Source organism: Sphaerisporangium sp. NPDC005289 (assembly GCF_040607455.1).
In the GTDB taxonomy this organism is placed as follows: domain Bacteria; phylum Actinomycetota; class Actinomycetes; order Streptosporangiales; family Streptosporangiaceae; genus Sphaerisporangium; species Sphaerisporangium rhizosphaerae.
In genome coordinates this window covers 150886-177728 of record NZ_JBEXGS010000019.1, presented here as the reverse complement: position 1 = coordinate 177728, position 26843 = coordinate 150886, and the positions used below count along the sequence as shown (strand labels likewise).

The following is a 26843-nucleotide window of genomic DNA, read 5'->3' as shown; positions in this document are numbered from 1 at the left end:
GCCTCCGTGGCCCCCACGACCGACGCCGCGGCCGCGATGACCGGCACGGCCCCGATCGTCGTCAGGACGCTCCTCCGGCTCAGCGCCTTCCGCTCCCCGCTCACCGGCTCAACCCGATCTTGCGTCATACCTGCTCCTGTCAGTTGTCGGTGCCGCTCAGCGCGCCCTCTCGATCCCGTTGGCCCCGGTCAGCGCCGATCTCCGGCACCGCCACTGTATGGACCTTGATCATGTGATCGATCACTTTTTAGGCCCTGATCAGCTCCGGTAAGTTTGTTGGCGTTGATGCATCGCATGAAAGGGCATGCGTGCGCGAGGGATGCGGACCGCTCAGCCGGTCGCGCGGGGTGACACTCCAGCGGAGTGTGGTTCGGCCTACAGCAGAGGTCAAGCGCTAAGCGGGCTCGCGTGTAGACGAACTGTATGAATGCCTCGCCGAACCGTGAAAATTTCAGGTCGGCATTCTGTGGCTGTGCCTCGGCTCCGTGATTGCAGATCGCAGAGTGCCGGTTGGCTGAGGTGGATGTCATCGGTGACGACGCATCCCGACTATCGAGGCGAGGCTCTGCTCCAGCCGACGAAGCATGAGACCTCAGCCCGCTTTACGCCGCAAGCTTTTCTCCTGCACGCATGCTCTCTCAACTCATCCGGCCAGCGACACGAATGCGATGTTAGCGCTAACAGTCATTCGTCCATTTAGTCGTATGGGAGAACTCATGAAGATTGATCACCTTCAACACCGGGGCATGCCGGCGCCGCCGTGTCCGACATAGGCAGCGTGACGAACATACAAGGACATGTCGTGAAACGACGGCTCAAAGCCGTGCTGGCGGTCGCCACCCTGCCCTTGGTGGTCGTGGGCACGCTGCCGGCGGTCCGGGCCGCGGCGGCGGCCTCGTTGACCCGGGTGACCGGCTTCGGTACGAACCCGACGAATCTCAACATGTACCTCTACGTGCCGGACCGGGTCGCGGGGTGAGCCAGACCCCGGCGCTCACCGACAGCCCCAAGCGGGCCTCACCCGGACCCGGTACGGCGGCACCGGAAACCAGGCCGGCGTCGAGGGACTCAGCTTCGCCGGCTACGGCCACTCCCTGCCGCTGACCGGCATGTTCCCCTACGCCCTCACCTTCCTCGGCCTCGACGGCACCGGGCCCACGCCCACACCCACGCCGACGCCCACGCCCAGCGGCGGACCGGGCGCCTGCCGCGTCAGCGTCACGGTCAGCGCGTGGAACACCGGGCTGACGGAGAACATCGCGATCACCAACACCGGTTCCTCCCCCATCAACGGCTGGTCGCTGGCCTTCACCCTCCCCGACGGCCAGACCATCACCTCCGGCTGGAACGCCACCTACGGCCTCACCAGCGGCCAGGTGACCGCGAAGAACGTCTCCTACAACAGCGCCATAGCGCCCAACGCCTCGGTCAGCATCGGCTTCCAGGCCACCCACACCGGCAACACCGGTGAACCCACGTCGTTCACCCTCAACGACGCGGCGTGCGCCATCGCCTGACCCAGGACCAACCGTCAGGGGTGGAGCCCGGCCGGGCTCCACCCCTGACACTCATCCGCTCACCCGCACCGGTGCGCCGGCTCCTCTGGTACTTGTCCGCCGTCGACTCCACCTGCGACTCGTCCGGAACCTGCAAGGCAACCCGTCGCCACCTCCAGCGGGATGAAGGCCTCAGCGATACTCGCGCCCGCGACGCGACCGAACCGGCAGGCCGATCTCGGGATCCGTACCTGAGGGCATGGTGAGCCTTCCACGTCGACCATGAGACCAGCGCGTTCACGCAGCCCGATCGACTCGCGTCACCCGGCCGAGGTCGCGGGCCCCCGGCCGCGGGCCGGCTCGGAGGCACCGGTCCGCCAACTGGTCCAGCCGCGGCAGAGCACGTACGCCACCGCGGTCGTCACCAGGACGAAGAGGTCGATGATCGCGGTCTGCGCCGCGTCGGGCTTGTCCCACATGACGAAGCAGTAGACGGTGATCGCGCCCTTGTGGAAGAGCAGAAGCTCCCACAGTCCCCATTGTCGGCGCGGTGCGACGGCGAGCACGATCCACAGTCCCGCGAAGACGACGTAGGCGAGCGTCCGCCACGCTTCGGTGATGACGCGGTCGTCGGAAACGCTGGTCATGATGAGGATCCCGCCCGCGAACGCGACGAGTGTCGCGGCCGCGTCGACGGCCATCAGCGTGCGCCCGATCCGATCCGCCCAAGGGGACGGACGGCCGGCGGGAGGAGACGCGTCGGCTCCAGTGGCCATGAGGACTCCTTGTGGTAAGGGGATATCGCTCCGGGGTGAGCGCCGGCCGGTCCTGACCGCATGGCGTCCACGGCCCGGACGGGAGGCGCTGTACGGCGGCACCGGACGGCTGCCGCTGGGGATGGGGCTCACCTGAGTGGCGCCCTTTCTGGTCCCCGACGCGAACGTCGGGAATGTGGAACGGGGCGGCTGACAGCGGGCGGACGCTCCCGTCCCAGAAGCTTCGCCTACTTACCGCTGGCGCGGGACGGCACCCGGCATCGGGCTCCAGCCGCCCTTCTCGATCTGGGCGCTGATGATCTCAGGGGTGCTGGTGATCATGTCCGGCAGTGCGCTCGACACCGCACCGCCGGACGGCGACCTGCCGACGTTCATCACCGCCGCGGAAGCGTTCCGGGGATGGGGTCTCGACAACCCCGCACGGTTTCAGCTCATCTACGGGACACCGCTGCTTGACTACCAGGCGCCCTCCGATGGCCGCACGACCGCCGGTGCCCGCAGGATCGCGGCCGTCTTCCGCCGAGAGTTGTTCGGTGCGTTCACCGATGAGCAACTGGCCCGCACCGAGGTTCCACCACTGAGCCTCGCACTCCGTGCCCGCTTCGAGCAGCTGCCGCCCGAAGCGGTCGGCGGACTTCCGCCGCAGGCCGCCGCCCTCTTCATCAGCGCCTGGGGCCACCTGCACGGCCTCGTGGTCCTGGAAGTGTTCGGGCACACCGCCTTCATCGGCCCGCTGCAGGCGGAGGTCTTCCGCGGCGCCATGCACAGCCTGCTCTCTGACGTGCATCGGCGAATACCCGCCGGCTGACGTTGTCGACCCACAGTCGGCGGGGATACCGGTCTGCCGTTGACCAGGAACTGCAACTACGAAGGCATCACCCAATGCGGTCCCGCGCAGCTTCCCACATGATTCACGGCGAAGGTTGGACCATCGCCGTCAGAATCGGCGGAACCTGGACGCCTCACCCTACGTTGCCCTGGTTAGGCATTTCCTTTCCGCACGGACGGGAGTCGGCGGCATGGAGGAGCGAAACGGCTGCGGTGCTGGATGCCTGGTGATCGCCATTGGGTTGCTTGTGCCACTAGCAACGATGTTCGCGGTAGTTTTCGGTTTGGTCGCCTCTGACGGCATCAAATGGGAGGCACGCGCCGCCCTGCGCCAGGGCACGATGGGGTCCTTCGTCGCCGAGGAATTGAAGTGCAGGGGGCGCGGCCCCTGCCGCTGGTGGGGCTCCTATAGATCCGACGATGGCCAGACGGCTCGGGCGAGGGTATGGATCAACGGTTACTATGCGCCTGAGCTGACTGAAGGAGCCCGCGTGCCGGCTCTCGATACAGGGCACGGAGTCGTGGTGCACCGACCGGGTTATTTCGATCCCATTGGCCCGCTGTTCTTCCTTGGGATCAGCCTGACCTGTCTGTTCGGGCCCGGATACCTTATGTGGCGTGTGCTTTGGAAGCGCCGTTGATAGCAGTTAACGACGAAGGCCTCACCATCCTGTCAGCCTCACAGGCCGCCGTCACGAGTTGTCGGAGAAGGTGAGAGAGAAGAGATCGTCACATGACACTACAGGAACCCAATCCGGTGAGCCGGCCATCTTAATGTGCCGACCACTAAGTAAGCGCTTGGGACTCCGAACCAGATCCGGATCACCGGTCTCGATCTGCTCCGCCAGCCAGGTCGCGGGGTCCACACTGTTGTTCACGGCCATCGCCTTCTCCTTCGATCTTGTACTTTTGTACTCGAAGGATCACGCGATGGCCGTCCTCATTTCACGACGCCACGCTGACTACCAGCGGAAACTCATACACCACCCCCGTGGACGCAACCCCGCGATGGCCGGTTCGATCCTCCGCTTCCGTCGGCCGGCGCAGGCTTGATCGTCATCATCTGGAAGGGTCGTGACGAGCCTGCCGCCCCCGGCCGAGGTGGATTTCCGGGTCGCCGTCGGCGTGCACTGAACGGTTCATCCAATGTGCCCATCGACGCGTCGCCGACCTGCGGTCCCGGCTGTCGCCCGCACCCGCGTCGTTGACGCTGGTCGGCGACGGATGCATGGTGCGGATTATGTCTGCGATCGGCGGTTTGGCGGCACGTCTGGGTACGCTTGCGGTCACGGGAATGCTGGTGGTGGCACAACTGGGCGCGAGCGCCGCGGTCGCTGCGGACACCACGCTCACCGAAGCCTCCGACGGCACCACGGTCACCGTCTCCGTCGGCCAATCGGTGACGGTGACGTTACCCGCCAGCTACGACCCGATCACCACCAGCGGTGCCGCACTGACTCGGACGTCGGGCGGCGGCGGGTTCCCGACCGGGCGGCCACTGACCGCGACATACCTCGCCGGAGCAGCGGGCACGGCCGACTTGCGAACTCAGACCGACTACACCTGCCTGCACACCGTGCCCCGGTGCACCGTGCCCCAGCGTCGCTGGCTCGTGCACGTCATCGTCGTACCAGCCAACCCCACCACCACGGTCACCGAGGGGGACAGCGAGCGGACCGTGAGCCTGAGGGTCGGTGACACGCTCGTCGTGAGCCTTCCCCGCAACTACCAGCCGACCAAGTTGACCGGCCCGGCGCTCAGCCTCCGACAGCTCAGCGGCGGATTCCCGACCGGCCAACCGCTGACGGCCACCTACAGCGCCGCCCAACCGGGCACGGTGGACGTGGTCACTATGACCGACGACCCATGCCTGCACACGACACCCGGCTGCACGATCCCGCAACGGCAGTGGATCGTCCACGTGCTCGTGACCTCCTGACCGGCGCAACGCGTATCGCGCCGCGCAGACGCAGGCGGCGGTGAAGACCCTCAACGACGGCGGCGACGCCAAGGTCTTCTACGTCAACACCGAGGGCTGGCTCTCCAGCTCGGACCTGAGCGACTCCGTCCACCCCAACGACACCGGCCACGTCGAGATCGCCGACCGCCTCGCCCCCCATCATCGCCGCCAGAATCTGACCCGCTCACTCTGGTGCTGATATGGCGACGCGCATGCCCAGGGCTTGTGAAGATCGGGGTAGTGGTAGGTGGGAGTTCGGGGGGCTCGCCCCTCGTCCGGAGCCGAAGGCTCCCGCTGAGAAACGCCCGAGCCGGAGGCGAGGACCTTGCGCCGGAGGCGGGCGATACCACCGGCTCGCCGGGTGGGCGCTACTGGGTTCGAACCAGTGACCCCTCGCTTGTAAGGAGCCAAGATCCCCTAACCACTCCCCCGACCTGCGGCGCAACACCCTCGGTCGACCGTGAGCAACCGCGCTCCCGGCTGGCTAATGGCACGCTAATGGCACGGTGATCACGGTCATGACCTGCTCATTGATCACGCCGAATGGCACGAAGTGGCACGCGCTCAGGCACGCAGATGGCACGCACATCGCCTTCGGATGCACAACCCCGCGCGAACCCGCACAACTCCCCCACCTGATCACCCCGTCTGCCTCGACCCACCGCGAAGCGGCAGCAGGTCGACGACGGAGGCACAAGCCCGTCTTCGCGTGTACGTCCACTGGTCCCCGTTCCTCGGCGATGGGACGCCAACGGTCACAGACGGGCTTGTGCCGGAGGAGTTGGTCTGCTGGTCTTGCCTGGGTTGCGGCAGACGGAGTGATCAGTTCCGCCTCAACCACCTACGACCCGATAGCCGCCCCCATGACCCCACCCCGGAGCCGAGCGTCCCCGCCGGAGGCACCCTTCCTGAGCATCCTTCAACGCGCCCGGTTGCAACCCGCGCTTCACGGATTAAAAGCTCGGACGATCATGGTTCCAGGCAGTTTAATGCAGGTCAACGGGCATACGTGGTCCACCCTGAACGGCTCTGCACGCCTCTGAACTGCAACCCAAACTGCACCGCGATCCCACCGCAACTGTCGATGGTATTGCGGGCGTAACGGCTGGGGCATCTTTGAGTGCCTCCGCCTGCGACTCGGCTATGTCATGAGCTTGTCCAGCACTAGTGCATTCCGCGTATATTCCGGATCTTGAACTCCCGCGTTACCGAATATCCTTCTGGCAGCACCGGGCCAACGAGACGCGGCTTCGAGGACTCAAGCCAAACTCCAGCGCTCTTGCAGATGTTTCTGTCATACTTTGGCAGCGTTCCGAGCAAGCTGAGTCGTCAACGACGAGAAGAGGGGTTTGGCTGATGCCTAGGAAGCGGCGTCGCGCCTCCACGCTTACCAAACAGAGCGAGCAGAAGCCTAAGCCGAGTTCTGTCGTGGGGGGAGAAACTCCCGAGAAATCTGGAAACGAGGGCACCCTGACGGGGTGGAGAAAGTGGATCAGATCGCCTGCGACTTGGATGCTCGGCATTGCGGCATCTGTATTTGCCAGCATCGCTTACGGCCTCCTTTCCTGGGCTGGCCCAGAGGTGGTTGACAGTCCTGCCCTGAAGGATCGGATACGTAGCGTTGTGAGACAGGATAACGATCTCCGGTACACCGTAAGATACCTCGACGCTGGCAGTGAGCTTGTCCTGCCCTCCGGGGTAGAGTTGACTTCTGCCCAGAAGAAGCTCTTGCAGGAGACGCGATGGCGCAGCCTTGATCGGCTTGTATCCGATATGCGCGCTGCTGGCGCGGCTACGCCTGAGACCCTGAACTTGTTGATCACTTTGGAGGGCCGGCGTAATCAGGCAATTCGAATTGATAACGTCAGTCCAGTAAACATTCACCGCATGCCTCCATATAGGGGAACTTATCTAACAATTCCCCCTCAGGGGCCAGAGGACACCGTCAAGCTGATGTTCAACTTCGACGAACGCCTTCCGGTTGCACGCATTCCCGTGAAGGGCTACGAATTGGGAAATGTGAGCGGCATTAAACCAGGCCCTCTCTTTTTCCAGGAGAAGCGGCTTGATGTCAAGAATGGAAAGGAAGAAGCCCTCTACATTCAGTCCCGCATCACTCGTGATGCTGTTACTTTTGACATCCGCATCGATTATCGAATTGGCGCCGAATCGAAGACCTTAACGATCGGTGACCACGGGCGCCAATTTGCTTTAACTGCAATCAATTGCACAGAGAAGGGGCGCTACAAGGGGTCTGCGATCATCGCTCCAGGATACGCCTCGTATGATACTGTTTGGTATTGGGATCTCCGGGGCGGGGGCATGGGACAAATAAAGCAGGCGAGGCGCCCGCAGCGCTTCGAAAATTATAGCGCATGCGTCTATCACTTCCCTCGCTCTCGTAAATAGCTTATGCGGACCGCGCTTAGACACGATCAAGCCTGAACTTGAAACCTGCGTTGGTCTCATCGGCTCACTCCCGTTGGCTCGATGGGCCGGGGCTGAGGTACGAAGTCCCGGACCTTCGATCGCCCCCGACCCCGTGAGATGGCAAGCCACAGCATGGCGATCGTCGTGCTGCATCTGGGCGGCGGCGCGTGCCTGGTCGGCGGGTGAGGTTTGGTGCGGCGGGCGCTGCGTACGGCGGGCGGCCCGCGTTCCCGCCGCCGGCCGGGACCGGCGCCCACGCCGCACGCCCGGCCGGGCGGAGCGGGCGGCGGGCCGTGCGGCGGCGCGGAGCGCTGCCGCCTTGATACCTAAAAGAACAATTCGGCAACGAGTCGTCGAGTGCGCCGGGAACGAGGCGTGACAACGCTTGCCCGGATATCGTCGATACATGAGACTTGTACTGGGCATCTGCGCCTTAACCTTGATCGCAGGATGCGGCCAACCCTACTCCGCATCGCCACAAGCCACCGTGTCACCGCTGCAAGATATCGTATCGCCTCTGGGGACTTATCCTGCGGGACACGTGGATGCATCGGATTTGAAAGCTTCGGCGGATCTGACTGCTCGCCTTCACGCTCAAACCCGGCGAGAGCGCTCGGCATGGCGTGCGTTCAATACAACGGCTCGCAACTCGGCGGGAATGAAGCGGTTCCAACACGAGCTGGAAAAGCTAGTACGATTACAGAATGAGTGGCAGAAGCGGTACCCAAATATTCCGCTGCCCTACGAGCCGCCACATGAAATTTATCTGCCACCACAAATACCTGTAACCATACCTACTCTTCCCCCCGTTTCGGGGACCGTGTGCGCAGATGGGTGGCTATCCCATTCCTCTGGTCGCGGAACATGTTCACACCATGGAGGGGTCAGTTGAGTTCAAGATGCAATAGCGTCAGGTGCCACGGGTACGTGTCGGCCTTGTCGCCTCCGGAGTTGGGGGCGTGGGGCTCGAATTGGCCGGGGCCGATTAGGACGTGTACGCCTTCGGCTCGGAGTTGGTCGACGTTGCGGCGGAAGGGTGCTCGGCCGGCCAAGGCGCTGTTGACGAACGGCAGGATGACGACGGGAATGCCGAGTCCCGGGGCTTCGGCGAGCAGGCCCAGGGCGTAGGTATCGGCGATGCCTTGGGCGAACTTGTTGATGGTGTTGTAGGTGGCGGGGGCCACGATGATGGCGTCTGCTTGGGGTGACCTTGGCTCCCCCGGCTTGCGGTACTCGCTGCGTACAGGGCGGTCGGTCTGCTTTTCCAAGGCTGGCAAGTCGATGAAGTTCAAGGCGGATGGCGTCGCGATGATCTGGACGGTCCATCCGTCGTCTTGGGCCAGGGTGACGAGCTTGCCCACGTCTGCGGCGGGACCGGCGGCGCACACGATGATGTAGAGAACCTTGCTCACGCCGAGACTCCGAGAGATTCGGCGTATTCGCGGGCGTCGCGCCTTACGGTGATGGGCGCGGTCGCGAGCAGGTCGCGGACCAGGCGGAGAGTGGCGGGGCGCCCGGTGATCTCCTCGGGCGCGATTTCGCCGGCGGCACGGAGCACGTATAGGGCCTGGTCATGCTTGTTCCAGGTGAGGAACGCGCGGGCGGTGTCGAGCAAGAGAGTGGCTTTCCGTTCGTTGATCGGTAGAGCGTTGATGTCGACTAGTCGAGCGAAGTCGATGGCGGTGCCGGCGTCGCCCATGGTGAGGGCGATGTTGACCCGGTGGCATAGAACGTTGTTGGGGCCAAAGGCAGTCCACATGTGGTTACCGTCGTGGCCGAGTCTGCGGCCTGCCTGGTCGGCTTCATCGAGCAGCTCGGTAGCGGTGTGCCGGTTGCCGGTCTTGGCGGCGGCGACGGCTCCGGACAAGAGCAGAGACCCGTAGATCGAAAGGTCGTTGTCGTTCGGGCTAGTGACGGCGGTGTCCATGCGCTGCGCGGCGGCACTGGCGGCGTTGATCGCAGCGCGGTGGTGTTTGCCATCCATGAGGGCGCGGGTGATGATCCGTGCGCTAGAACCGATCATCAACGGGTTCTCGGAGGCGTGAGCCGCTTGGGTGCTGCGGTCGGCTGCTAGCCAGGCGAGACCCTTGTCGTCTTGCTTGAGCAGGATGGACGCCGCGACGTGGTGAGCTTCGGCCGCCAGGCCGTGGGCGCGATGCCGAGCGTCGCCAATCACGCTCGTACAGGCGATGCGTACAGATCGCAGCAGGCCAGGAAGCATCGCGGTCACCTCGGCATAGCGGCATGCCTGATAGGTGCTCTTGGCCTGGGCAACGCCGCGGGCGAGTGCGGTGATGTCAATCGGCTGGTCTGTCGCGGCAGGGTAGTCGACCAGGGCGGCGGCGAGGTCTTCGATTCCGTCTGTTGGCCGGCTGCTCGGGGCGGGCTGGAGTACGGCGCTGAATAGGGCGGCGCCTGTCAGTCCGACGAAGTCGCGGCGTCTCATGGTGTCCTCGTCCTCCCCTGAGCGGACGAGATCCACAGTAGGTGGCCCTATCTGCGAGGAGTCGACCGGTGGCGAGGTGACCGTCCCGGGCGGGAGCAAAGTGGTATCCCGGGACGGAATAACCGTGGGGCTGCTGCGCGGGGCGAGCCCTAGAGCGATACGGGCGGGGTCGGGCATGGCCAGTCCATCGGCGACGCGCTCGAAAACCTCAAGGGCCGTGACCTGCGCGGACCCGTTCATGATGGCGCTGACTTTGCCTTGGCTGAGGTTCACCGCGATACCGATGCGGGTTTGGCTCATACCGCCGTATTGGCGGACTAGGCGGAACACATGCCCGATATCCCGAGCGCATAGCGCGTCGAATACGTCCTGGCGCTGCCAGAATGCCATAGATAGGCCGATGGGCTCGCTCGCCTGTGCCCGCATGCGCTGGTCCCCCAGGTCGTCACGGATGGCCGACCTACAACAGGTAGGGGACCTTGGGTTATCCCGTCAAGGGATAACGAGCCGGGATGGGTTGTCAATCTGGCTTTTACGACTCTGGACGCATGCGTTTAGAGGGCGAACAGAACCAGACGGGATGCGTGGCATGCCGAGGGCGCGGCTGGCGCTTCGTCAGGGCTCATCGGGTCAATGCGGAGGCTCGACTGGCGGGCGAGCCCGTGGCTCTGCGCCGGGTGGCGTGCTTCGAGTGTCCAGTGGTGGAGGGCGAAGCGGCCTGACCTTCTGGGTCGTGTGCTTGCTGGTCTGAGTGAAGGGAGCCGGCATGGTGGTCGCGTCTGACCTGGTGACTCGGGATGTGGCGGCGTTGTATGGGACGGTGCTCGCTGCATTTAATGACGAGCTGAAAAGGTACGGCGTCGCCGGGCGCGTGGTCCGGGTGATCCGGCTGCGCTTGTGCCCTCATGACTACGCCGTACCGCGCTACGTCTCCCCTGAGCTGGAGGTGCGCGGGGCGGATCGCCAACTTCGGGCAACGGTGACGATCGTGCCGAGCAGCAAGGATTTGGCGTATTGCGTGCGTCCAGTTGATGACGACCTGCGTTTCCTCTTTCCTGTGAAGGAGGCGGCCGAGGCGTTGGCGTTCCTGGTGGGCCGGGCGCGGGATTGGCAGGCGTCGCGATGACCGCTGTCATCACCCTGGGGCTACTCCAGCAGCGTCACGGTAGGACGTGGCAGATCCTCGATTTTCATGGTGGGTGGGTCGCCTACCGGCATCATTCCTGGTCTGAGCGCGCGGCGGTGTTCGGTATCGCCAATGTGGTGGGGGGCGATACGCTCGCCGATCTTGCGGCTCGGCTGGATGAGCAGGACAGGGCGGAAGCCCGGCGTAAGGGACTGGCTGTCCCAGCGCCGCGTACTCCCCCCGACGTTGGGCCGGTTCGGGCTACTTGACCCTGTCCTGGGCGAGCCTCCACGAATTCCTGATCGTGGGGGCTCGTCCGCATGCGCTGATTCTTTCGCCGGGTTGTCGGGTCGTGCGCGTTGTCGCTGGTAGGGCCTACGCACGGGTTGGCTGTCCTGCTAACGTGCTTGATTAGGCAGGCAGGCTGAATGCGAGGGTTCCGGGATGTCTTTCGAGTACACACCCCCCAAGTACGCGCAATTGATCGCCGAGATAGAACGGCGGATCGAGTCCGGGGAGTATCCGCCGGGTTCTCCGCTGCCCAGTGAGCATCAGCTCATGGCCGAGTTCGGCATGGCGCGTCCGACGGTGGTCAAGGCGCTTGGGGTGCTGCGGGATAACGGGTGGATCATCTCCGAGCAGGGCAAGGGCCGCTTCGTGCGTGGCCGGCCTGCCTTGGCCGCGGGGCAGCATCCGCGTACCGGCCGGGAACTGCTGGACCGCAAAGAGATCCCGAGTACGACGCGGCTGGTCTCGGCTGGGCTGGTCAAGGCTCCTCGGCGGATCGCCGCCTATCTCGGTCTGGATGACGGCGCCTCGGTGGTGCTGCGCAAGACGGTGGTCAATCAAGGTGATGAGCCTTCGGAGGTCGTGTCGGTGTGGCTGCGGCCGGAGCTGGCCGAGGGGACGGCGCTTGCTGCGTCGGCTGAGCTGTCGCAAGGGGTCGGCCGGCTGGTGGAGTCGGCGGCCGGGGTGGGGCTGGATCACATCGTGGAGCATCTGACCGCGCGTAACCCGACCAAGGAGGAACGTGGCCTGCTCGGCGTCGCGGCATCGGCTGCGCTGCTGGATCTGTATGCGGTGGCCTGTGATGCGACCGGTAAGGCGCATGTGGTGCTTCAGACCGTGCTGCCGGGGGACCGTCACGAGCTGGAGGACGCCTATCCGATCCGGTAATCGAAGTTTCCCGATGAAGCCCGCTTGGTTTGCTTGACTAGCCAAGCGGGCTTCGCGTTTACTGGTATCGGGCAGCTTGACCAGTCAACCTGGCTGAGCAGATGACAGGAAGGAGATACGACATGGCGCTACAGGGGCCCATCCCGATCAACTTCGAGCAGGTCTTCCCGCACGGCTGCTACATCGTGGGCGAGGTCGAGCCGGTCAAGGACTTCGAAGCCTCTACCGGCGGCAAGTTCGTCCAGGGGCGGGACAAGAACACCGGTGAGCTGGTCTGGCAGGTCGCGGTGATGGACGCCGACCCGACCGTCAAGGCCGCGCAGAAGACGGTGGCGGTAAAGATCCTCGCTCCGGTGCAGCCGGTTCCCCCGGCGCCCATGGCGGGCCTGCCCATCACCCCGGTGGAGTTCGAGGGCATGACCGTCACCCCGTACGTCCACCAGGCGACCGGGCGGCTGGCCTACTCCATCCGGGCTCGGGAGATGCGCGCTCCCCGGTCCATCGGTAAGCCGGCCCCGGCCGCGAGCAAGGACGCCGCGTGACCTCGCGCCGGTCGGGGGTGTCCTGGACGCAGACCTTCCTGCACGTCCAGGGCCGAGGGGCGGCCACCTGCCACACCTACCCCGACCGCACGCCGATCTTCGAGCTGTCGGCCGGGGCCAGCGTGGTCAAGCTCGTCCTTCCGGCCACCCGCATCGATGACGCGCTGCGGGTCTTCGCCCGGGAGCTGGCCGAACAGGCGGCCATCTTCGCCCGCGAGGTCGAGCGCATCCACCACCACCAGAACACGCACAACATGACGCGAGGGGAGAACGTGGCATGAGCGGCTACAGCTACACCACCATCAGCATCCACCCGGGCGAGTCACCCCGGGTGGGGGTGAGCATCCACCCCGACGAACACGCCAGGGTCGACTACTACGCGGCGGGGGACAGTGCCCGCGCGTTCCTGTCGGTCGAATACGGCGGTGCCTGGGTGAACATCGGCACGACCTCCGACACCACCGTCACCGACACGCACGTCACCTTCGCCCGCACTCTGTTCGACGCAGCGGCGCGGTTCCTGGCCGACTGCGAGCGCCTGCGCGACCAGCACACCCAGCAGGCGACGCCCGGTAAGGCTGCCTGACGGGTGATCAGGTGGGGCCGCTGGAAGCGGCAACTTCCGGCGGCCCCTGGATCTCTTCCCATGAGACTCATTTCACGAGAGAGGGGTTCAGTTTATGCTGCGTAAACTCCCCGGGGACTACACCCGGGACATCGTTTCCACCGTCCCGAACTCGGTGGTGTTCCGCCCAGTCGTCCTCAAGACCCCGGCCATCTTCACCATCGTTTCGATCGTCTTCCGTGCCGTGGCCGGCCTGGTCCGCATCGTCTGGCGTCACCCCGTCGCATGCCTGGTCGTCGTCGCTCCGCTGGCGCTGGGGGTGTTGTACGGCTGGCGCTTTGCCCTGGTGGCGGTCGTCGCGACCGTCTCGACGCTGGCCGGGTGGCGGCTGGCCGAACCGGTCACCTTCTCGGCCTCGGTGGGGCTTCGGCTGCGGGCGTGGTGGCGGTGGATGTGGACCTACCGGCGGCACTGGCAACCAGTCATGGTCGTCTCGGGTCTGGCCGCGCACATCGGCGGGCGTGAGTACCTGCCGCGTCTGCTCAAGGTGACCCGTACCCCAACCGCCGACATCGTGCGTGTACGCATGCTGTCGGGCCAGTCGGTTACCGAGTGGCAAGACCGGGCCGACAACCTCGCCCACGGTTTCGCCGATGCGCAGTGCCGGATTAAGCTCGACCAGCCCGGCCGGATCAGCCTGGTCCTCCCCCACCGTGACCTGCTCGCCGCGCCGATCCCTGCGCTGCCCATCCTCCGTGATGCGCAGGTCTCGGCGGTGGCGATCGGCCTGCACGAAGACGGCTCCTCCTACCGGCTCAAGCTACATGGCACGCACGTGCTGGTGGCCGGCGCGACCGGGGCGGGGAAGGGGTCGTGGCTGTGGTCGGCGATCCGCGGCTTACTGCCCGCTCGCCGGGCCGGGTTGGTGGAGATCTGGGCGCTGGACCCCAAGCTCATGGAGCTGTCCTACGGACGAGACTTGTTCGACCACTACGCCGCCACCCCTGAGGCATGCGTGGAACTGCTGGAGATGGCCGTGAAGGTCATGCAAGAACGGGCGGGCCGGTTCGCCGGTGTCCAGCGCAACCACGTCCCCACCGTGCATGACCCCTTCGTCCTGGTGGTGGTGGACGAAGTGGCGTTCCTGACCGCGTACCAGACCGACCGCAAGCTGAAAGAGCGCATCACCGCCGCGCTGGCCACCCTGACCACCCAAGGCCGTGCGGTCGGTGTCGGGATACTGGCGGCGTTGCAGGACCCGCGCAAGGAAGTGCTCAACATCCGCAACCTGTTCCCCGACAAGATCGCCCTACGGCTGGACGAGCCGAGTCAGGTGGATCTCGTGCTCGGCGACGGCGCACGCGACCGGGGCGCGCTGGCCGACCAGATCTCCTCAAGCCCAATGATCGGCGCCGGCGTGGGATACGTGCGGCTGGAGGCCGCCCCCGAACCGGTCCGCGTGCGGGCCGCCTACGTCTCCGATGTCGACATCCGCGCCATGGTGGCCGAGTTCGCCGTGGTGGGTGAGGGTCGATGACGACGAGCCTCGTTCACCTCCTCGACGGCTTGCGCTGCGAGATCTGCCGCTGCCTCGACGTGCTGTGGCTGGACCCGGTGCGGGGCCTGGTGGAGTGCCGCGAGTGCGGCCAGACCGCGATCACGCTCCCGGCTAAGGACGGCGGTGATGCCCGGTGACCAACCCCGCCGATCGATCGATCCCCCGGGCGGTGCGCGCCTCGATGCCGCTGGCCCTGGACGTCATCAAGGAGGTTGCCAAGCAACACGGCGTGTGCATCCAGCCCATTCCGCTCAAGCGCACCGATGTCCAGACCGGGAAGGTTGAAGTCATCAACGTGCCTTGCGGCGCCACGCTGGCGAGTAAGTGTGAGCCGTGCGCCAACCGGGCCGTCCAGCTCCGCAAGGCCCAGTGTCGCGAGGGTTGGCATCTGGAGGCCGAACCGGTCGCCGAACCTGCCGCACCGACCGACCGTCAGCTCTGGCTCATGGAGGAACGCGCCGATGCGCATGTCCTCCGAGAGCTGGCCGAGCAGAGCGGCGGGGACGTGGCGGTCTGGGATGAGGTCATCACCACCTTGGAAGACGAGCTGACCACCTCGGGCGTGCGTGGCAGCGTCATCCCTGGGGAGGGCAAGCCGCGGCGGTCACGCTCGACCCGTCGCCGGCAGGACGCTCCGGATCTGCCCAAGCGGCAGCGAGAGAACCGCACCGTTGGACGCACCTTCAACGCGCCCGATGGCAAGGTCTACCGGCCGTCGCTGTTCGTCACCCTGACCTGCGACAGCTACGGCAAGGTACGCCACGACGGCACCCCGGTCGACCCCTCGACGTACGACTACGTGCGCGCGGCACGAGATGCCATCCACTTTCCCAAGGTGGTCGACCGGTTCGTTCAGAACCTTCGCCGGGTCGCCGGGTATGAGGTTCAGTACTTCGCCACCGTCGAACCACAACGGCGGCTGGCTCCCCACCTGCACATGGCCGTACGCGGAACCATGCCTCGGGCCGAGGTCAAGGCCGTGGCCGCGGCCACCTATCACCAAGTGTGGTGGCCGTCGTGCGACGTGGTCCGCTTCGAGGGCGAGCACCTGCCGGTCTGGGTGGCTGACGACCGCAGCGACGGGCAGGCCGGCGACTACCTCGACCCGGCGACTGGCGAAGTGTTGCCCACTTGGGAACAGGCGCTCGACCAGCTCGACGCCGACGAAGACGCCAAGCCCTTCCACGTGGTGCGTCTTGGGCAACAGATCGACGTCAAGGGCATCCTCGCCGGGTCGCCTGGCGCCGATCTCGGGCTGTACTACCTAACCAAGTACCTCACCAAGTCACTGACCGAATGCCACGAGGCCAAGAGCGACGCCCAGCGGGCGCACGTGGAACGGCTGATGAACGTGCTCCGCTATGAGCCATGCGCACCCACCTGCCCGAACTGGCTGCGGTACGGCGTCCAGCCCAAGGGCGCCAAGGCTGGCATGCGTCCGGGCTCGTGCCGGTCCAAGGCTCACAAGCCCGAGCACCTGGGCTACGCGGGCCGCCGCGTCCTGGTCTCGCGCAAGTGGTCCGGCAAGACCCTGTCGGAGCACAAACAGGACCGCCGGGCCTGGGTGCTCGAACAGCTCGGCCTTTCGGCAACCAATGACCAGGCTCAGCCCGTGGACCCCCACCAGTACCTATGGCGGGTCGTCAAGCCCGCCGACCGCGATGTGCCGTCACTGGCCGAACGACTGCTCAGAGAGATCGCCGAACGGCAGCGATGGCGCGCCGCACTTCAGCAGGCCCAAGCACGCGCAGACGGACAACAGATCCACGATCTTTCAGCAACGGGGAGGGCTGCCTGATGGCGAACAAGGATGGACGTCGGCGTTTCGGCAGCATCCGCAAGCTACCCTCTGGCCGTTTCCAGATCCGGTACCCAGGACCGGATGGGCAGTTGCGTACCGGTGAGTCCACCTACGCCACTGAACGAGACGCCGACAAGGCGCTTTCGCTCGTGGAAGCGAAGCTCATCACGGGCGAGTGGACCGACCCGCAGCGCTCCAAGGTCAAGCTCGGCGACTACGCCGAGAAATGGATCACCGAACGGACCAACCTTCGGCCCCGTACGGTCGAGATCTACCGGGGTCTGCTGCGTCGGTACATCGTGCCGCATCTCGGCAACGTGCCTCTCGGCAAGATAGAGACGGCGGTGGTCCGAGAGTGGCGGGCCGTGCTCGTCGGCAAGGGCGTGGGTGCGTCGGAAGTGGCGAAGTCCTACCGCTTCCTTCGTGCCGTGCTCATGACGGCTGCGGATGACCGGATCATCCCGCGCAATCCCTGCCGCATCAAAGGCGCCGGCGAGGAGAAGCCGGACGAGCGGCCGGTGCTCACCGTCGCCCAGGTGTTCCAGCTCGCCGACCTGATGCCGGAACGCCTTCGCGCGATGGTCCTACTGGCCACGTTCGCGAGCCTCCGATGGGGCGAGGTGGCGGCACTCCGGCGGATGGACCTGGACCTGAAGACGGGAACGGTCAGCGTTCGGCAACAGCATGTGGAGCTGGACACCGGAGAGCTGTTGGTCGGTCCGCCGAAGTCGCGGGCCGGCGTGCGTACCGTCGCGATCCCCTCGGGGATCATCTCGACGCTTGAACATCATCTTGCGAGCTACACCGGTCCGGAAGACGACGCGCTGATCTTCACCGGATCTCGGGGTGGCATCCTCCGGCGGAGCAACTTCCGGCGGGCGGCCAACTGGGCGAGCGCCACACGCAAGATCGGCTTCCCCGGTCTGCACTTCCATGATCTCCGGCATACCGGCAACACGCTCGCGGCCGGATCGGGGGCAAGCCTCCGGGACCTCATGGAGCGGATGGGGCACGACAGCGTGCGTGCCGCGATGATCTATCAGCACAGCACGGCGGAGGCGGACCGGAAGATCGCCGATGCGATGGACGGCAAGATCGCGAAGGCGCTACCCGTCAAGGCGAGTGGTCACTGAACAAGATCGCCGGTGACTGCTAATGGCACGGTAATGGCACGAGCCCCGTTTTCCGAGGTGGGAGACGGGGCTGTTCTGGCTGGTGGGCGCTACTGGGTTCGAACCAGTGACCCCTCGCTTGTAAGTCAAACCAGGAAGGTGCAGGACCTGCACCAACACCCGCTCTGACCTGCCCATACCCTCCCCAGCAGTCCCCCACCGTCCAGCCTCGTCCACCCCCGTTGTCACCCAGTTTGTCACCCAGGATGTGCATCACGTCGGCCCGAGCGAGCCTGCTCCTCCCCCCATCACTATCCCAGCGTGCGCGAGGAGCATTCGGCGGTAGGGACGACGAGCAGCTCGCCCTCGGGACCATCCCCGCGTGCCGGGGAGCGCCGCCTACGACGAAGACGAGAACGCCGCAGCCGTTCAGTCGGAGCAGCTCGCCATGCTGGAGAGGGCTTGCAGCGAGAGCTTCAAGCGGCGGCAGGCCGGCGAGCTGTTCCCCGACGACAACGCAAGCCGATGGACAGGCCGGCCGAGGAACGCTACCGAGGCTCCGGGCCAAGCACCCCTCAGGCTCCCCGAAGCAAGCCGGAGTCCTTGGCGCGCTGGGTGAAGGCCCCAGGAAGTGGTCGTTCGACTTCAGGCGGCCGGTGGCGCACACCGTCTCGGCCGTGCCGATCCCCTCCGGCCAGTCCGTGGGCGTTGTCACTCAGTTTGTCACCCGGCACCCGGCTGCGCATGCTGGCCCTCCCCCTGGCCTCAGCAAGACGCTTAAATCGACTTAGTCAGCCAGCGGCTCATCATCATAGGTGTGAAGCCGCAGTAGGTTCTGCGCTATCGTCCTCCGGGCTTCGCTGGTCGAGATGCCCCAAAGCCGCGCCAGGTGATCGAGTGTGCCGACGAGATCGGAAGGAACGGCTGAGCGATTTCCGGAGCGAGCGAAGGGGCCATCGGATTCCAGCAGTACACGTTCCCTCGGAAGCCGTTGAAGCAGGGGCCCGGATTTCTTCGACCGGACCATGGCCGGGTTGATCGAGAACCAGAGCCCTGCAGCAAGCGCATCGTCTACAGCGGCTAGAGGCCCGGTGTACCAGTGCAGGATCGCTGGCACTTGCGCTTGCGCTAGTCGGGTGATGGTTTCACGCTCGGCAGCGCGGCTGTGGACGGTGACGGGCCTGCTTCGTACCTGGGAGTCGGCCAGGATTGCGTCGAACACGCGGAGCTGCTGCTTACGGGTTGCCACTCCGATGCGAGAGAAGTCGAGTCCAATCTCGCCGATCCAGGTCGCCTGTGGCAAGAGTCGAAGAAATCGGGCGAGATCGTGAGGGGATGCATCCCCTACGCGAAGTGGATGGAAGCCCAGCGCGACGTCGACATCGTCGCGCCGGCCCAGGCGGGTGCGCAGAAGGCGGTACTTGCCGGGATCTTCAGTCACGGCGACTACGTGTACTCCCGCAGTGTGGGCGTCATCCAGGACTGTGAGCGGGTTGTCGTAAGCATCGATGTGGCAGTGGGTGTCGGTCAGCACCGGAATAGTCACGACCGCGATTCCACCAGTTCGGTCAGGGCCCCGCGGGCTCTGCTGGCTAGCCAGGCGCGAAGCTCCGCGAGTCCTCGGCGCCAGACGCCAGTGAAGGCTGCGCGTTCGCTTTGTGGGAGGGGGCCGTTGCGGAGGACGTCCCGATCCGGTCGTTCCGCGAAGGCTCCGGCTATCACGGCCCGCAGGTCCGCTCCGCGGCGGCTGCGGCGGTTCAGGAGGATCGTGACGTCCTGCTCATCGAACACGTCGTAGGCGTACTCGTCGTAGTCCCATCCGACGTGGGCCAGCGAGGCGCGGCGAATCAGACAGGGGAAACAGTATCCGCAGTTGCCTTGCTTGCGGCCGACATAGCGGGCGGTCTCGGGGTGTGAGCAGGAGACGCTGATCGGCGCCAGTCGGCGGAGCAGTTCGGCGTTCCGGGATTCGGCGAGCATCTCGCCCTTGGTGCTCAGCCGGTACGGGTTGAGCACCGGATTCGGCACGCCGATCACGGTGGCGGCGGCGCCGAGTTGGTTCATAAAGTGCGGGTGAGTGGTACGGGTGCTCGCGCTGCCGACGCGGGATCGGGTGAGGGGTACGTTGATGCCGATGAAGCCGTTTTCCGGCACGTACACCGGCGTTGCGGTTCCATCAGCGGTGGCGAGGGCCAGGGCGGCGGAGAGGAAAAGTAGCGACCGAGAGCGAGTGGTGTTCTCGCGTGGCCTTGGCAGTGAGCGTGCTTGATGAATGTTCGCGGGAGCGGGGCGCAGGTAGAGGCGGCGGGAGACGATGCGCTCGGCGCCGTAGTGTTCGCTGAGTGCGTCGAGGAGGAATTGTTGGGCGGTGGATGCTTGTCCGCCTTCGTGGTGGGACAGCAGACACAGCCGCCGTTTGGGATCTTCTTCCAGAAGATCGATGACGCCGCACAACGAGTCGAGGCCGCCGGAGAACAGGCATACGCCGTCCACGTCGAGCCCGATCGGCTGGTCCTCGCTGGGAACGCCGGCCACGCTGGCGAGGGGGTGCCGGTCGGAGTTGTATGGGCTGATCTCCCAGTGGTCGCCGGTCAGGAACCGCAGGGTCGCCTCGAAACCGGCGCTGTGCCAGGCGGCAGTGTCTTCGACGGGAAGCCGGAGGGTGACTTCCCTTGTCCACGAGTCCGGTGTGCCGCGCCGTGGGGCGGTCTTGTCAGCGCAGTACACGGCCGCGCCTAGCAGGAAGAGGTCGGCGGCTGGCCGGGGTGGTCGCCAGTCGGCGAAGAACTCGGGTCCGGTGTCGCCGGTTTGGATTGTGGCCGCGGTCCTCGCCGGGGCCCAGTCGAGCAGGCGGACCTCGTCGGGTTCGGTCACCGAGCTGGTGAGATCGGTGCGCACTAGGTAGGTAGTCACTGTGCGTCTCCGTCCAGTCCTTGCAGAGCCTTGTAAGTCATACGGACGGTTTCCTCTGCGATCTGGCGCCCCTCGGGGCCGGCCCAGTCGACCGTGAAAGGGTCATTAGGGATGCGTAGCGAGACCAGCACCTGAATGATCTGGCGCATTTCCTCGTCGGCTTGGCGTACTGCGTGTGGATCGGGGATGCGGCTGAGGCGTTCTGCGATGACGGGAACCCGGTTGTAGACGTACTGAGCGAGGAACATTTCCAGCAAGATGGGCAGGTTCTCCCGCGAAACTGACATTTCAGCGGTGTCGGATAACTCGGTCCACGTATCGGCGTCGCCGAACACCTCGTCGAGCACGTCACACGCGGCGTCGCGGGCGGCTTGAGAGTCCAGGTCATCGCCATTTCCGGCGATGAAGGTGATCAGTTCGTCCAGTACATCGAACCGGGTCCGGCCAACGAGGGTGGCCAGTCCCAGCGAGGTCAGCGTGCTTTCCAGCCCGGTTCCGCCGACTCCAGCAAGCAAGGCACCGAGGCGCTGGACGCCACTGCGTCCGGCACGGGCGCCGGCGGCAGCACCGCCAGCTCCACCCAACACGGGAACGTGGCGAGCCAGCACCCGCTGGGCATAGGTGCGGGTGCTCGGAGATCCGGAGGTAAGCCCACGCACGTAGGATGTGGTCGCGTGTTTAAGCGGAGTCCACGCTCCGCCGCTACCCGTGGCCCGATCAGCCGAGGTGCCCATCAGCGCCGACCGCTGCGTCGTTGCGCTTCACGCGCGGCGCTGATCACGCTCTTCAGACCGGACGCGTTGCTGCTTTCCCACCGATCCAGCAGGGCGGACACCGTCGGGTTATCGGCAGGGAGACGACGGACGGCGTTCCCAGCCTGCCCGCGCGGAACGGCCTCGGGCGGGATCCGCATCAAGGCGTCACAGATGGCCGACAGAGTGTCGGGCGCTCGCTCAGCGAGTTCGAGCGCGGCGACGAAGGCCGGACCGCCCGGTCGCCGCGTCAGCACCTCCACCAACGCTTCCACGAGCTGGACACGCTCGTAATCAGGCAGTTTTCCGATCTCCTCACACGCGAGTCGTCGTGCTCCGGCAACTTCGGCCTGCGCCCTGGTGAGCAGCTCCTGCAGGTGCGGAGGCAGCCGCGTGACGGCGACACCGAAGGCGAGCTTGTCGCGGGAGTAGGTGAAGTACGGTCCTAGGTCGACCTCACCAAGCGGAGGTTCCAGCCTCAGCCACGCGCCTACGTGCGATTTGTTCGCCCACGCCCGCACCTCTTCGGCGACCTTCGGCTGTTGGGGAGTTCTCTGCCCCCGCTGGCCCGCGGGTGTTCGGCGGGCGCCTGAAGACTTGGCGGCGGTCTCGCGTTCGTCTGGCCGTGCCGTGCCCCCTTCGTCGTCCGGTTCAGAGGTGGTCGATCCGGCCCGCGCGATGGACTCCGCAGCGGCGAGCTCCGGGATAGGACCGGGCGAGGTGAGTTGCCAGTCGAACAGGCGCTGGAAGTCGCTGAAGTGTTGTTCCTCCAGGACCATGAGCTTGGCCAGCACCGGCAGGTCGAGGGCGATCTTCCGGCGCTGCGCGCTGCGGTGCTTGAGCAACAGGTTGTTGAGGAACCGCTTGAGCTGCCTAGGGTTCCCACGCAATCCGCCCCCGAGTACCTCGGCGATGCTCGCCGCCCAGTTCAGGTCGCGCACAAGGTCGGGTGGGACGTCGCCGAGGACCGCTCCGGCCACGCCGATGTTGAACGCCACCTGCAGGTTGCCGGCTTCGCGGCGGCGGCGGGTCTCGTCCAGGACCTTGGCGAACTGTTCCTTGTCGAGGCGCAGTTCGGCTAGCAGCAGGTTAACGTAGGTGTCCGCCTCCGGGGCGGACAGCGGCGGGATGGCCACCTTAAGCTGCAGCATCTTCTCCAGATAGTCGGCACCGATCCCGGTGCCGTCGGGCCGCCGCAGCTGCGGGTAGCGCGAATCGATCGCGGACTCAACAACCGCCTGGTTGGCCGCCAGGACGTAGGCGGTCTTGGGCGTGTTGAGGAACAGCCGGATCGCCTCGAAGGTGTCCACCACGGTCTCGGGCAGGCACCGGTCGAGGTCGTCAATGAACACAGCCACAGCGTCGACGTCTTTTAAGGTCGCAATGACCTTCGCGAACTCCGCGCGGAACCGCCCAGCGTCCGTGATCGCATCAGCCATGCCGTTACCCGAGGCGGTCTGCTTGGGCTTAGGGTCTTCGAGAAGCTTGTTGGCCTCACTCGCCGCAGCGTTCAGCGCAGCCTTCGTCACGTCCAGAACCTGCGGATCAATGCTCGGATCCATTGCCTGGATCGCGAGCGGAGTCGCGGTTTGAGCGGCAGAGACCGCGACCCGTCCGCCCCTGCGCCCCCACCGGCCGAGGCCCTGGACGAACCTGCGGAGCCTAGACATCTGATCCTGCTGATCGCCGCCGGCTCGTGTGCCGACCGCGTCGAGCACGGTGGTCATCAGCGCGACCTTGACATCGTCGTAGTCCTCGTACTGCCAAGGGCTGAACTCGACACACACGTACCGTGACGGCGAATCCTCGTCGTCTCGGATTTTCAGCAGCTCCTGCTGGGCGATACGCATCAGGCTGCTCTTCCCGGAGCCCCAGTCCCCGAGGAGGCCCACCGTCAGCGGGAGCAGCCGCGGTTCGGTGAGCGCTACGAAAAGGGTGTCCACCAGGAAGTCGAAGCCGAGAAGATCAACCTCGGTTTCGTTGTCCGCCCACATCGCCCAGCTCCGTCCGACGCGGCAGCTTGACGTCTCCGCACCTCGGTGGCCGCCAGCCGAAGGGGAACATCGAGGGTAGATCGGCTATCAACAGACGTGTCGGCATGTACCACGTAATGTTACCGCTCAGTTACTAGAGGGTGATCGACGTGTCGCAATCACGGTGCAGGTGGCGCGCTGCACAGCCAGCGGCGATCTACTCGCGTGGGACTGTACGGTTTACTGGACACATCCTCTCTCTCGGATGTTTCTTCTGGCGGGACATCCGAGACTCCATGGAATATCAGCCTCAGAAGCGTTTGGCCGACGGAGCCGGATGACGACGAGATCACGCCTCCCGAGAGGCAGAGGTTGCCCCTACACGTCGTTACCAGTGGCCTGCCTAAGGATCTCCATGCTCTCGGGGTCTTTCGGTGCAGAGCGACGGTACTGCGGGTGACCGAGATCCATTTGAAGTGCGGCGTGGAGAGGGGCAGGGTAGCGAGTCCGGTCCGACCATGAGAGGGCTTGGTGGCTCAGCCGTGCGGCTGCGACAGCGAGAGGTTCCCGGTTATAGCCGTCTCTCGTGTACATCGGGGTGATCTCACGGGTGGTCATGGCGTACCACGGGGCGTTGAGCTCGTTTTCTTTGCGCTCATCGGCGTTCTTTGACGCCTGACCTGGGTCGGCGCGCCAGCGCGTCTTCCATTGACCGTGGCGCTTCTTGCCGTAGTTTCTCGGTTCGGTGAATAGAAACCACGGATGACCTTCGGATTGATCCGCCGGATAGTACAGGTCGCTGGAGGTCTTAAGCGGAACAGTCTTGCCGTTCTTCTGCTTTTCGGTAACGGAGGCTAGGCGCGGCATTTCTTTCTGTGCGCAGTTCATCCGGATGATGCTGACGGGGTTCCAAGAAGGAGGGAGTCCGGTTCCGGGGAGCCAGAGCCGCGGATCGTCGGGCTTCTTCCCGAGGCCCTGTTTGCTATTCTGAAGGCCAGGCCATACCCGGCGGCACGCGTGGCCATCAATCATCAGAACGTATGGAAGTCCGTCGAGTTCGTCGTGGAGCTCTTTTAGCGCGATGCGGACATCTTCGCCGGCCTGCGCCCAGCGTTGGAAGTCGCTATTCCCGTCCTCCGTGTGAAGGGGGTAGTCCACAGCGTGGAAATGGCTTTGGGCTTGGGTGTAGTGCTCCCATTTCGGGTGGATGTTGCTCCAGCCGAGCATGCGCCAGGGGCCTCCAGGCTTGGCGGAGGGGATGATCGCGCAGGCGGTGATGATCCTCTTGGGCTCTCCCTTGTACCTGGAGTCGGTGGCCTGCTTGCGGATGTGGATGCCGCAGAACGCCAGACGAGGCAGTGGGTAGGGGTCGTCGTCGGGGTAGAGCGCGCGTTCGAAGCGGTCGTCCACGATGCCGCAGGACCGGTAGAGGTCCAGCAGCCCCATGTAGACGCGATGGTCCTCGAATGCCTTCTCAGGCGTTTTGATGACGTTGAAGGTCTTGGTGAAGGGGTCGTACGAGCGGCCGATGAGGAACTGGGATGGCACCGCTGCTTTGGCGAGCTCGCGCACGACCTGGTGCTTGGCGTCGCTCTCTTCCAGAGCCTTCTTCACATCGGCGGCTTTCATGCCCTGATGAGCTTCGCCGCGCACGGGGAGTTCTGTTTCGCACCAGGCGGCGAGGAGGACGTCCGACTGAGCAAACCGAGTGGTGATCTTTTCGGTGTCCGCAGCCCGCTGGGTGCCGGGCCCGTGTTCCAGGAGATCTCGGGCGTCATGGAAGACGGCCTCGATTCCGGGCGCGACTGGGATGAATTCACCGTCGACAGGGTCGAGATCATCTGGATTAAGATGGTAGGAGTGGGCGAGGCCGTGGATCATTCGCATCCGGGTCTCGTGCCGATACCACAGGCAGAGGATACGAAGCCTCTGATATCCAGCTGCCTCGATCGACCGACGGATGCTCTCGGGGGACGGCTTACCCACGAGGTCGATGTATTCCCCCTTTTCCTTCTTCTGTGTGCGCTCTTTCCCTTCGGCGGCGCTAGCCGGCTCGTGGGATCTCTTCCCGAAGACGTTTCCCTTCGACCGCAGGTCGAAGGGAGAAACCTTGTCGCCGAATACGCGCTCGAGGTGTTCCCTGAGCAGCGCCAGATGGTGGATACCCGCGCCCGCTCCGACGGCGAAGGTGTCTGTCTTCGGCATGGTCGGCCGGACTGCTCCAGGCGCCGGGGTGAGGATCTCCACTCGCTTGCCGTTTTCATCCAAGACGTTCAGCAGGCTGTACTCATGTTTTACACGGTCTTCGATGAGATCGAGAGAGGACCTGTCGGCGTCCATCTTCGAGAGGATTTCCAGCGCGTGCTTGTTCGTCCGGTGTAGGCCGCGACCGTCCAGAGAAAGCGACAGCAGCGGCCGGTCCTTTCCTTGATCTACGAGGACGGTGCTGGCGTGGATCACGGTGTTGTTGATGCGACGGACATGGGCGTCCAGGTTCAGGATCGGAACGGGTTCGGCTGTGTAGGTGGCCATCTTGATCGAGAGGCGGGACAGCGCGTACTGAACCTGAGACCGGGTGGGGTTCTCGGGGCGGGCAGTGGCCACATCGCTGAGCTTGACCGGGTGAGCGAGACGCGCCGGGATCGGACCCATCGGATCTTCCCAAGCGATCAGGTCGCCGTCGCTCGTCGGCCGGTAGTCCACGGCCGCGACATTGCCCGAGGGCCTCCAGCCGACTGTCTTGTACTTGGTCTCACCGTCCTTGCCCTCGTATTCCTCCCGGATCGGCTCCATTTCCCGGTCGAGGAACGAAACGGAAGCCAATTTCTTGGCGATGTGCCATCTCACCGCTTCATAGGCCCAGTTGTCCGGGCTGGCGGGTTGGCCGTCCTCCTTGTGAAGGATGTTGTCCGCGAGGCTAAGGCGCTGTGCACTGGTAGTCGAGATCCGGCGGGCTAGGTCGGGCGGGTCCATGAAGGGGATCTCGTCAAGAGGAATCCTTCGGACGACGCCTTCCAGGTAGGTGAAGACGGTCTTGAGGATCGCGGGCTCGACAGGGTTGAGCGTGACCATGAATGCCAGGGACTTGTCCAGGTAGACATAGCCATCAGTGATCTGCTGGAGCACAGTGACAGCGATGGAATAGGGGATGAGGAACGGGTCGGCTTCCCGCTCTCCGTTGATCCTTTTCTGGTTCCGCGCGGCCAGGCTCCCCAGGTCCCGCCATGCCCGGCGCGTCGGCGAGTGGTAATCGCCGAAGTCCCAGACCAGGGCTGTCATGCCGTCCAGGAGTTCCCTGGTGCACCTGATCGATGTGGTGTGCGCGGTGAGATCCCGCCGCATGTTGCCTCGCCCCATCGTGGGGTACCTCGCCTTTCGGGTTCCTCCCC

General features: G+C 65.1%; 25 protein-coding genes and 1 tRNA gene. 16 read left to right on the top strand and 10 right to left on the bottom strand.

Features of this window, described 5'->3' with window-relative positions:
* The first annotated feature begins 802 nt into the window (after positions 1-802).
* Both ABZT47_RS28970 and ABZT47_RS28965 read left to right on the top strand, forming a co-directional pair.
* Positions 803-979, top strand: coding sequence for a hypothetical protein (locus tag ABZT47_RS28970; protein WP_354848779.1), 177 nt, complete (start codon positions 803-805; stop codon positions 977-979).
* 130 nt (positions 980-1109) lie between these two features.
* Positions 1110-1517 carry a cellulose binding domain-containing protein gene (locus ABZT47_RS28965; RefSeq protein WP_354848776.1) on the top strand — a complete coding sequence of 136 codons (408 nt, stop codon included), beginning with the start codon at positions 1110-1112 and terminating at the stop codon, positions 1515-1517.
* 299 nt (positions 1518-1816) lie between these two features.
* On the opposite strand, the gene ABZT47_RS28960 is transcribed toward ABZT47_RS28965, so the two are convergent.
* Positions 1817-2272: a hypothetical protein gene (locus ABZT47_RS28960; protein WP_354848773.1), complete on the bottom strand. Its 456-nt coding sequence runs from the start codon at positions 2270-2272 to the stop codon at positions 1817-1819.
* Positions 2273-2579: 307 nt separating this feature from the next.
* On the opposite strand from ABZT47_RS28960, the gene ABZT47_RS28955 reads away from it, so the two are divergent.
* Both ABZT47_RS28955 and ABZT47_RS28950 read left to right on the top strand, forming a co-directional pair.
* The gene (locus ABZT47_RS28955) at positions 2580-3080 is read left to right on the top strand and encodes a TetR-like C-terminal domain-containing protein (protein WP_354848770.1); all 501 of its coding nucleotides are present in this window, start codon (positions 2580-2582) and stop codon (positions 3078-3080) included.
* Positions 3081-3291: 211 nt separating this feature from the next.
* The gene (locus ABZT47_RS28950) at positions 3292-3741 is read left to right on the top strand and encodes a hypothetical protein (RefSeq protein WP_354848766.1); all 450 of its coding nucleotides are present in this window, start codon (positions 3292-3294) and stop codon (positions 3739-3741) included.
* Positions 3742-3792: 51 nt separating this feature from the next.
* On the opposite strand, the gene ABZT47_RS28945 is transcribed toward ABZT47_RS28950, so the two are convergent.
* On the bottom strand, positions 3793-3984 hold the full coding sequence (locus ABZT47_RS28945; RefSeq protein ID WP_354848763.1) for a hypothetical protein: 192 nt from the start codon (positions 3982-3984) through the stop codon (positions 3793-3795).
* A 356-nt stretch (positions 3985-4340) separates the two neighbouring features.
* Here ABZT47_RS28945 and ABZT47_RS28940 point away from each other — a divergent pair, with 356 nt between their 5' ends.
* The 3 genes from ABZT47_RS28940 (at position 4341) to ABZT47_RS28930 (ending at position 7469) form a co-directional block, all read left to right on the top strand.
* Positions 4341-5039 carry a hypothetical protein gene (locus ABZT47_RS28940; protein WP_354848761.1) on the top strand — a complete coding sequence of 233 codons (699 nt, stop codon included), beginning with the start codon at positions 4341-4343 and terminating at the stop codon, positions 5037-5039.
* Between the two features lie 40 nt (positions 5040-5079).
* The gene (locus ABZT47_RS28935) at positions 5080-5259 is read left to right on the top strand and encodes a hypothetical protein (RefSeq protein ID WP_354848758.1); all 180 of its coding nucleotides are present in this window, start codon (positions 5080-5082) and stop codon (positions 5257-5259) included.
* A 1754-nt stretch (positions 5260-7013) separates the two neighbouring features.
* Positions 7014-7469, top strand: coding sequence for a hypothetical protein (locus ABZT47_RS28930; protein WP_354848755.1), 456 nt, complete (start codon positions 7014-7016; stop codon positions 7467-7469).
* A 905-nt stretch (positions 7470-8374) separates the two neighbouring features.
* Here the strand turns inward: ABZT47_RS28930 and ABZT47_RS28925 are convergent.
* Positions 8375-8902 carry a flavoprotein gene (locus ABZT47_RS28925; protein WP_354848752.1) on the bottom strand — a complete coding sequence of 176 codons (528 nt, stop codon included), beginning with the start codon at positions 8900-8902 and terminating at the stop codon, positions 8375-8377.
* On the bottom strand, positions 8899-10326 hold the full coding sequence (locus ABZT47_RS28920) for a helix-turn-helix domain-containing protein (RefSeq protein ID WP_354848749.1): 1428 nt from the start codon (positions 10324-10326) through the stop codon (positions 8899-8901). The genes ABZT47_RS28925 and ABZT47_RS28920 overlap by 4 nt, the downstream gene beginning before the upstream one ends.
* Before the next feature lie 376 nt (positions 10327-10702).
* Here ABZT47_RS28920 and ABZT47_RS28915 point away from each other — a divergent pair, with 376 nt between their 5' ends.
* The 9 genes from ABZT47_RS28915 to ABZT47_RS28875 all read left to right on the top strand — a co-directional run bounded on the left by ABZT47_RS28915 (position 10703) and on the right by ABZT47_RS28875 (position 17837).
* Entirely contained in the window at positions 10703-11062 is a 360-nt protein-coding gene (locus tag ABZT47_RS28915) for a hypothetical protein (RefSeq protein WP_354848745.1), read from the top strand.
* A gap of 444 nt (positions 11063-11506) precedes the next feature.
* On the top strand, positions 11507-12238 hold the full coding sequence (locus tag ABZT47_RS28910) for a GntR family transcriptional regulator (RefSeq protein ID WP_354848743.1): 732 nt from the start codon (positions 11507-11509) through the stop codon (positions 12236-12238).
* Positions 12239-12360: 122 nt separating this feature from the next.
* Complete coding sequence (locus ABZT47_RS28905; protein ID WP_354848740.1) at positions 12361-12780, top strand: plasmid replication, integration and excision activator; 420 nt, start codon at positions 12361-12363, stop codon at positions 12778-12780.
* Entirely contained in the window at positions 12777-13061 is a 285-nt protein-coding gene (locus tag ABZT47_RS28900) for a hypothetical protein (RefSeq protein ID WP_354848738.1), read from the top strand. Before ABZT47_RS28905 ends, ABZT47_RS28900 begins: the two co-directional genes overlap by 4 nt.
* The gene (locus ABZT47_RS28895; protein WP_354848735.1) at positions 13058-13366 is read left to right on the top strand and encodes a hypothetical protein; all 309 of its coding nucleotides are present in this window, start codon (positions 13058-13060) and stop codon (positions 13364-13366) included. Before ABZT47_RS28900 ends, ABZT47_RS28895 begins: the two co-directional genes overlap by 4 nt.
* 94 nt (positions 13367-13460) lie before the next feature.
* Positions 13461-14882, top strand: a complete 1422-nt coding sequence (locus ABZT47_RS28890; RefSeq protein ID WP_354848732.1) for an FtsK/SpoIIIE domain-containing protein — start codon at positions 13461-13463, stop codon at positions 14880-14882.
* Positions 14879-15040: a hypothetical protein gene (locus ABZT47_RS28885; RefSeq protein WP_354848729.1), complete on the top strand. Its 162-nt coding sequence runs from the start codon at positions 14879-14881 to the stop codon at positions 15038-15040. Before ABZT47_RS28890 ends, ABZT47_RS28885 begins: the two co-directional genes overlap by 4 nt.
* Complete coding sequence (locus tag ABZT47_RS28880; protein WP_354848727.1) at positions 15037-16701, top strand: replication initiator; 1665 nt, start codon at positions 15037-15039, stop codon at positions 16699-16701. The genes ABZT47_RS28885 and ABZT47_RS28880 overlap by 4 nt, the downstream gene beginning before the upstream one ends.
* Positions 16701-17837, top strand: coding sequence for a site-specific integrase (locus ABZT47_RS28875; RefSeq protein ID WP_354848724.1), 1137 nt, complete (start codon positions 16701-16703; stop codon positions 17835-17837). The genes ABZT47_RS28880 and ABZT47_RS28875 overlap by 1 nt, the downstream gene beginning before the upstream one ends.
* An 80-nt stretch (positions 17838-17917) precedes the next feature.
* On the opposite strand, the gene ABZT47_RS28870 is transcribed toward ABZT47_RS28875, so the two are convergent.
* The 6 genes from ABZT47_RS28870 to ABZT47_RS28845 form a co-directional block, all read right to left on the bottom strand.
* Positions 17918-17998, bottom strand: a tRNA-Val gene (locus ABZT47_RS28870).
* A gap of 605 nt (positions 17999-18603) precedes the next feature.
* Positions 18604-19362, bottom strand: a complete 759-nt coding sequence (locus ABZT47_RS28865; protein ID WP_354848721.1) for a TatD family hydrolase — start codon at positions 19360-19362, stop codon at positions 18604-18606.
* Positions 19359-20714, bottom strand: a complete 1356-nt coding sequence (gene qatC, locus ABZT47_RS28860) for a Qat anti-phage system QueC-like protein QatC (RefSeq protein ID WP_354848718.1) — start codon at positions 20712-20714, stop codon at positions 19359-19361. Before qatC ends, ABZT47_RS28865 begins: the two co-directional genes overlap by 4 nt.
* Before the next feature lie 11 nt (positions 20715-20725).
* Positions 20726-21337, bottom strand: coding sequence for a hypothetical protein (locus tag ABZT47_RS28855; RefSeq protein WP_354848715.1), 612 nt, complete (start codon positions 21335-21337; stop codon positions 20726-20728).
* 125 nt (positions 21338-21462) lie between these two features.
* Complete coding sequence (locus tag ABZT47_RS28850; protein WP_354848712.1) at positions 21463-23475, bottom strand: P-loop NTPase fold protein; 2013 nt, start codon at positions 23473-23475, stop codon at positions 21463-21465.
* 357 nt (positions 23476-23832) lie between these two features.
* On the bottom strand, positions 23833-26733 hold the full coding sequence (locus ABZT47_RS28845; protein WP_354848710.1) for an RNaseH domain-containing protein: 2901 nt from the start codon (positions 26731-26733) through the stop codon (positions 23833-23835).
* Positions 26734-26843: the final 110 nt, after the last annotated feature.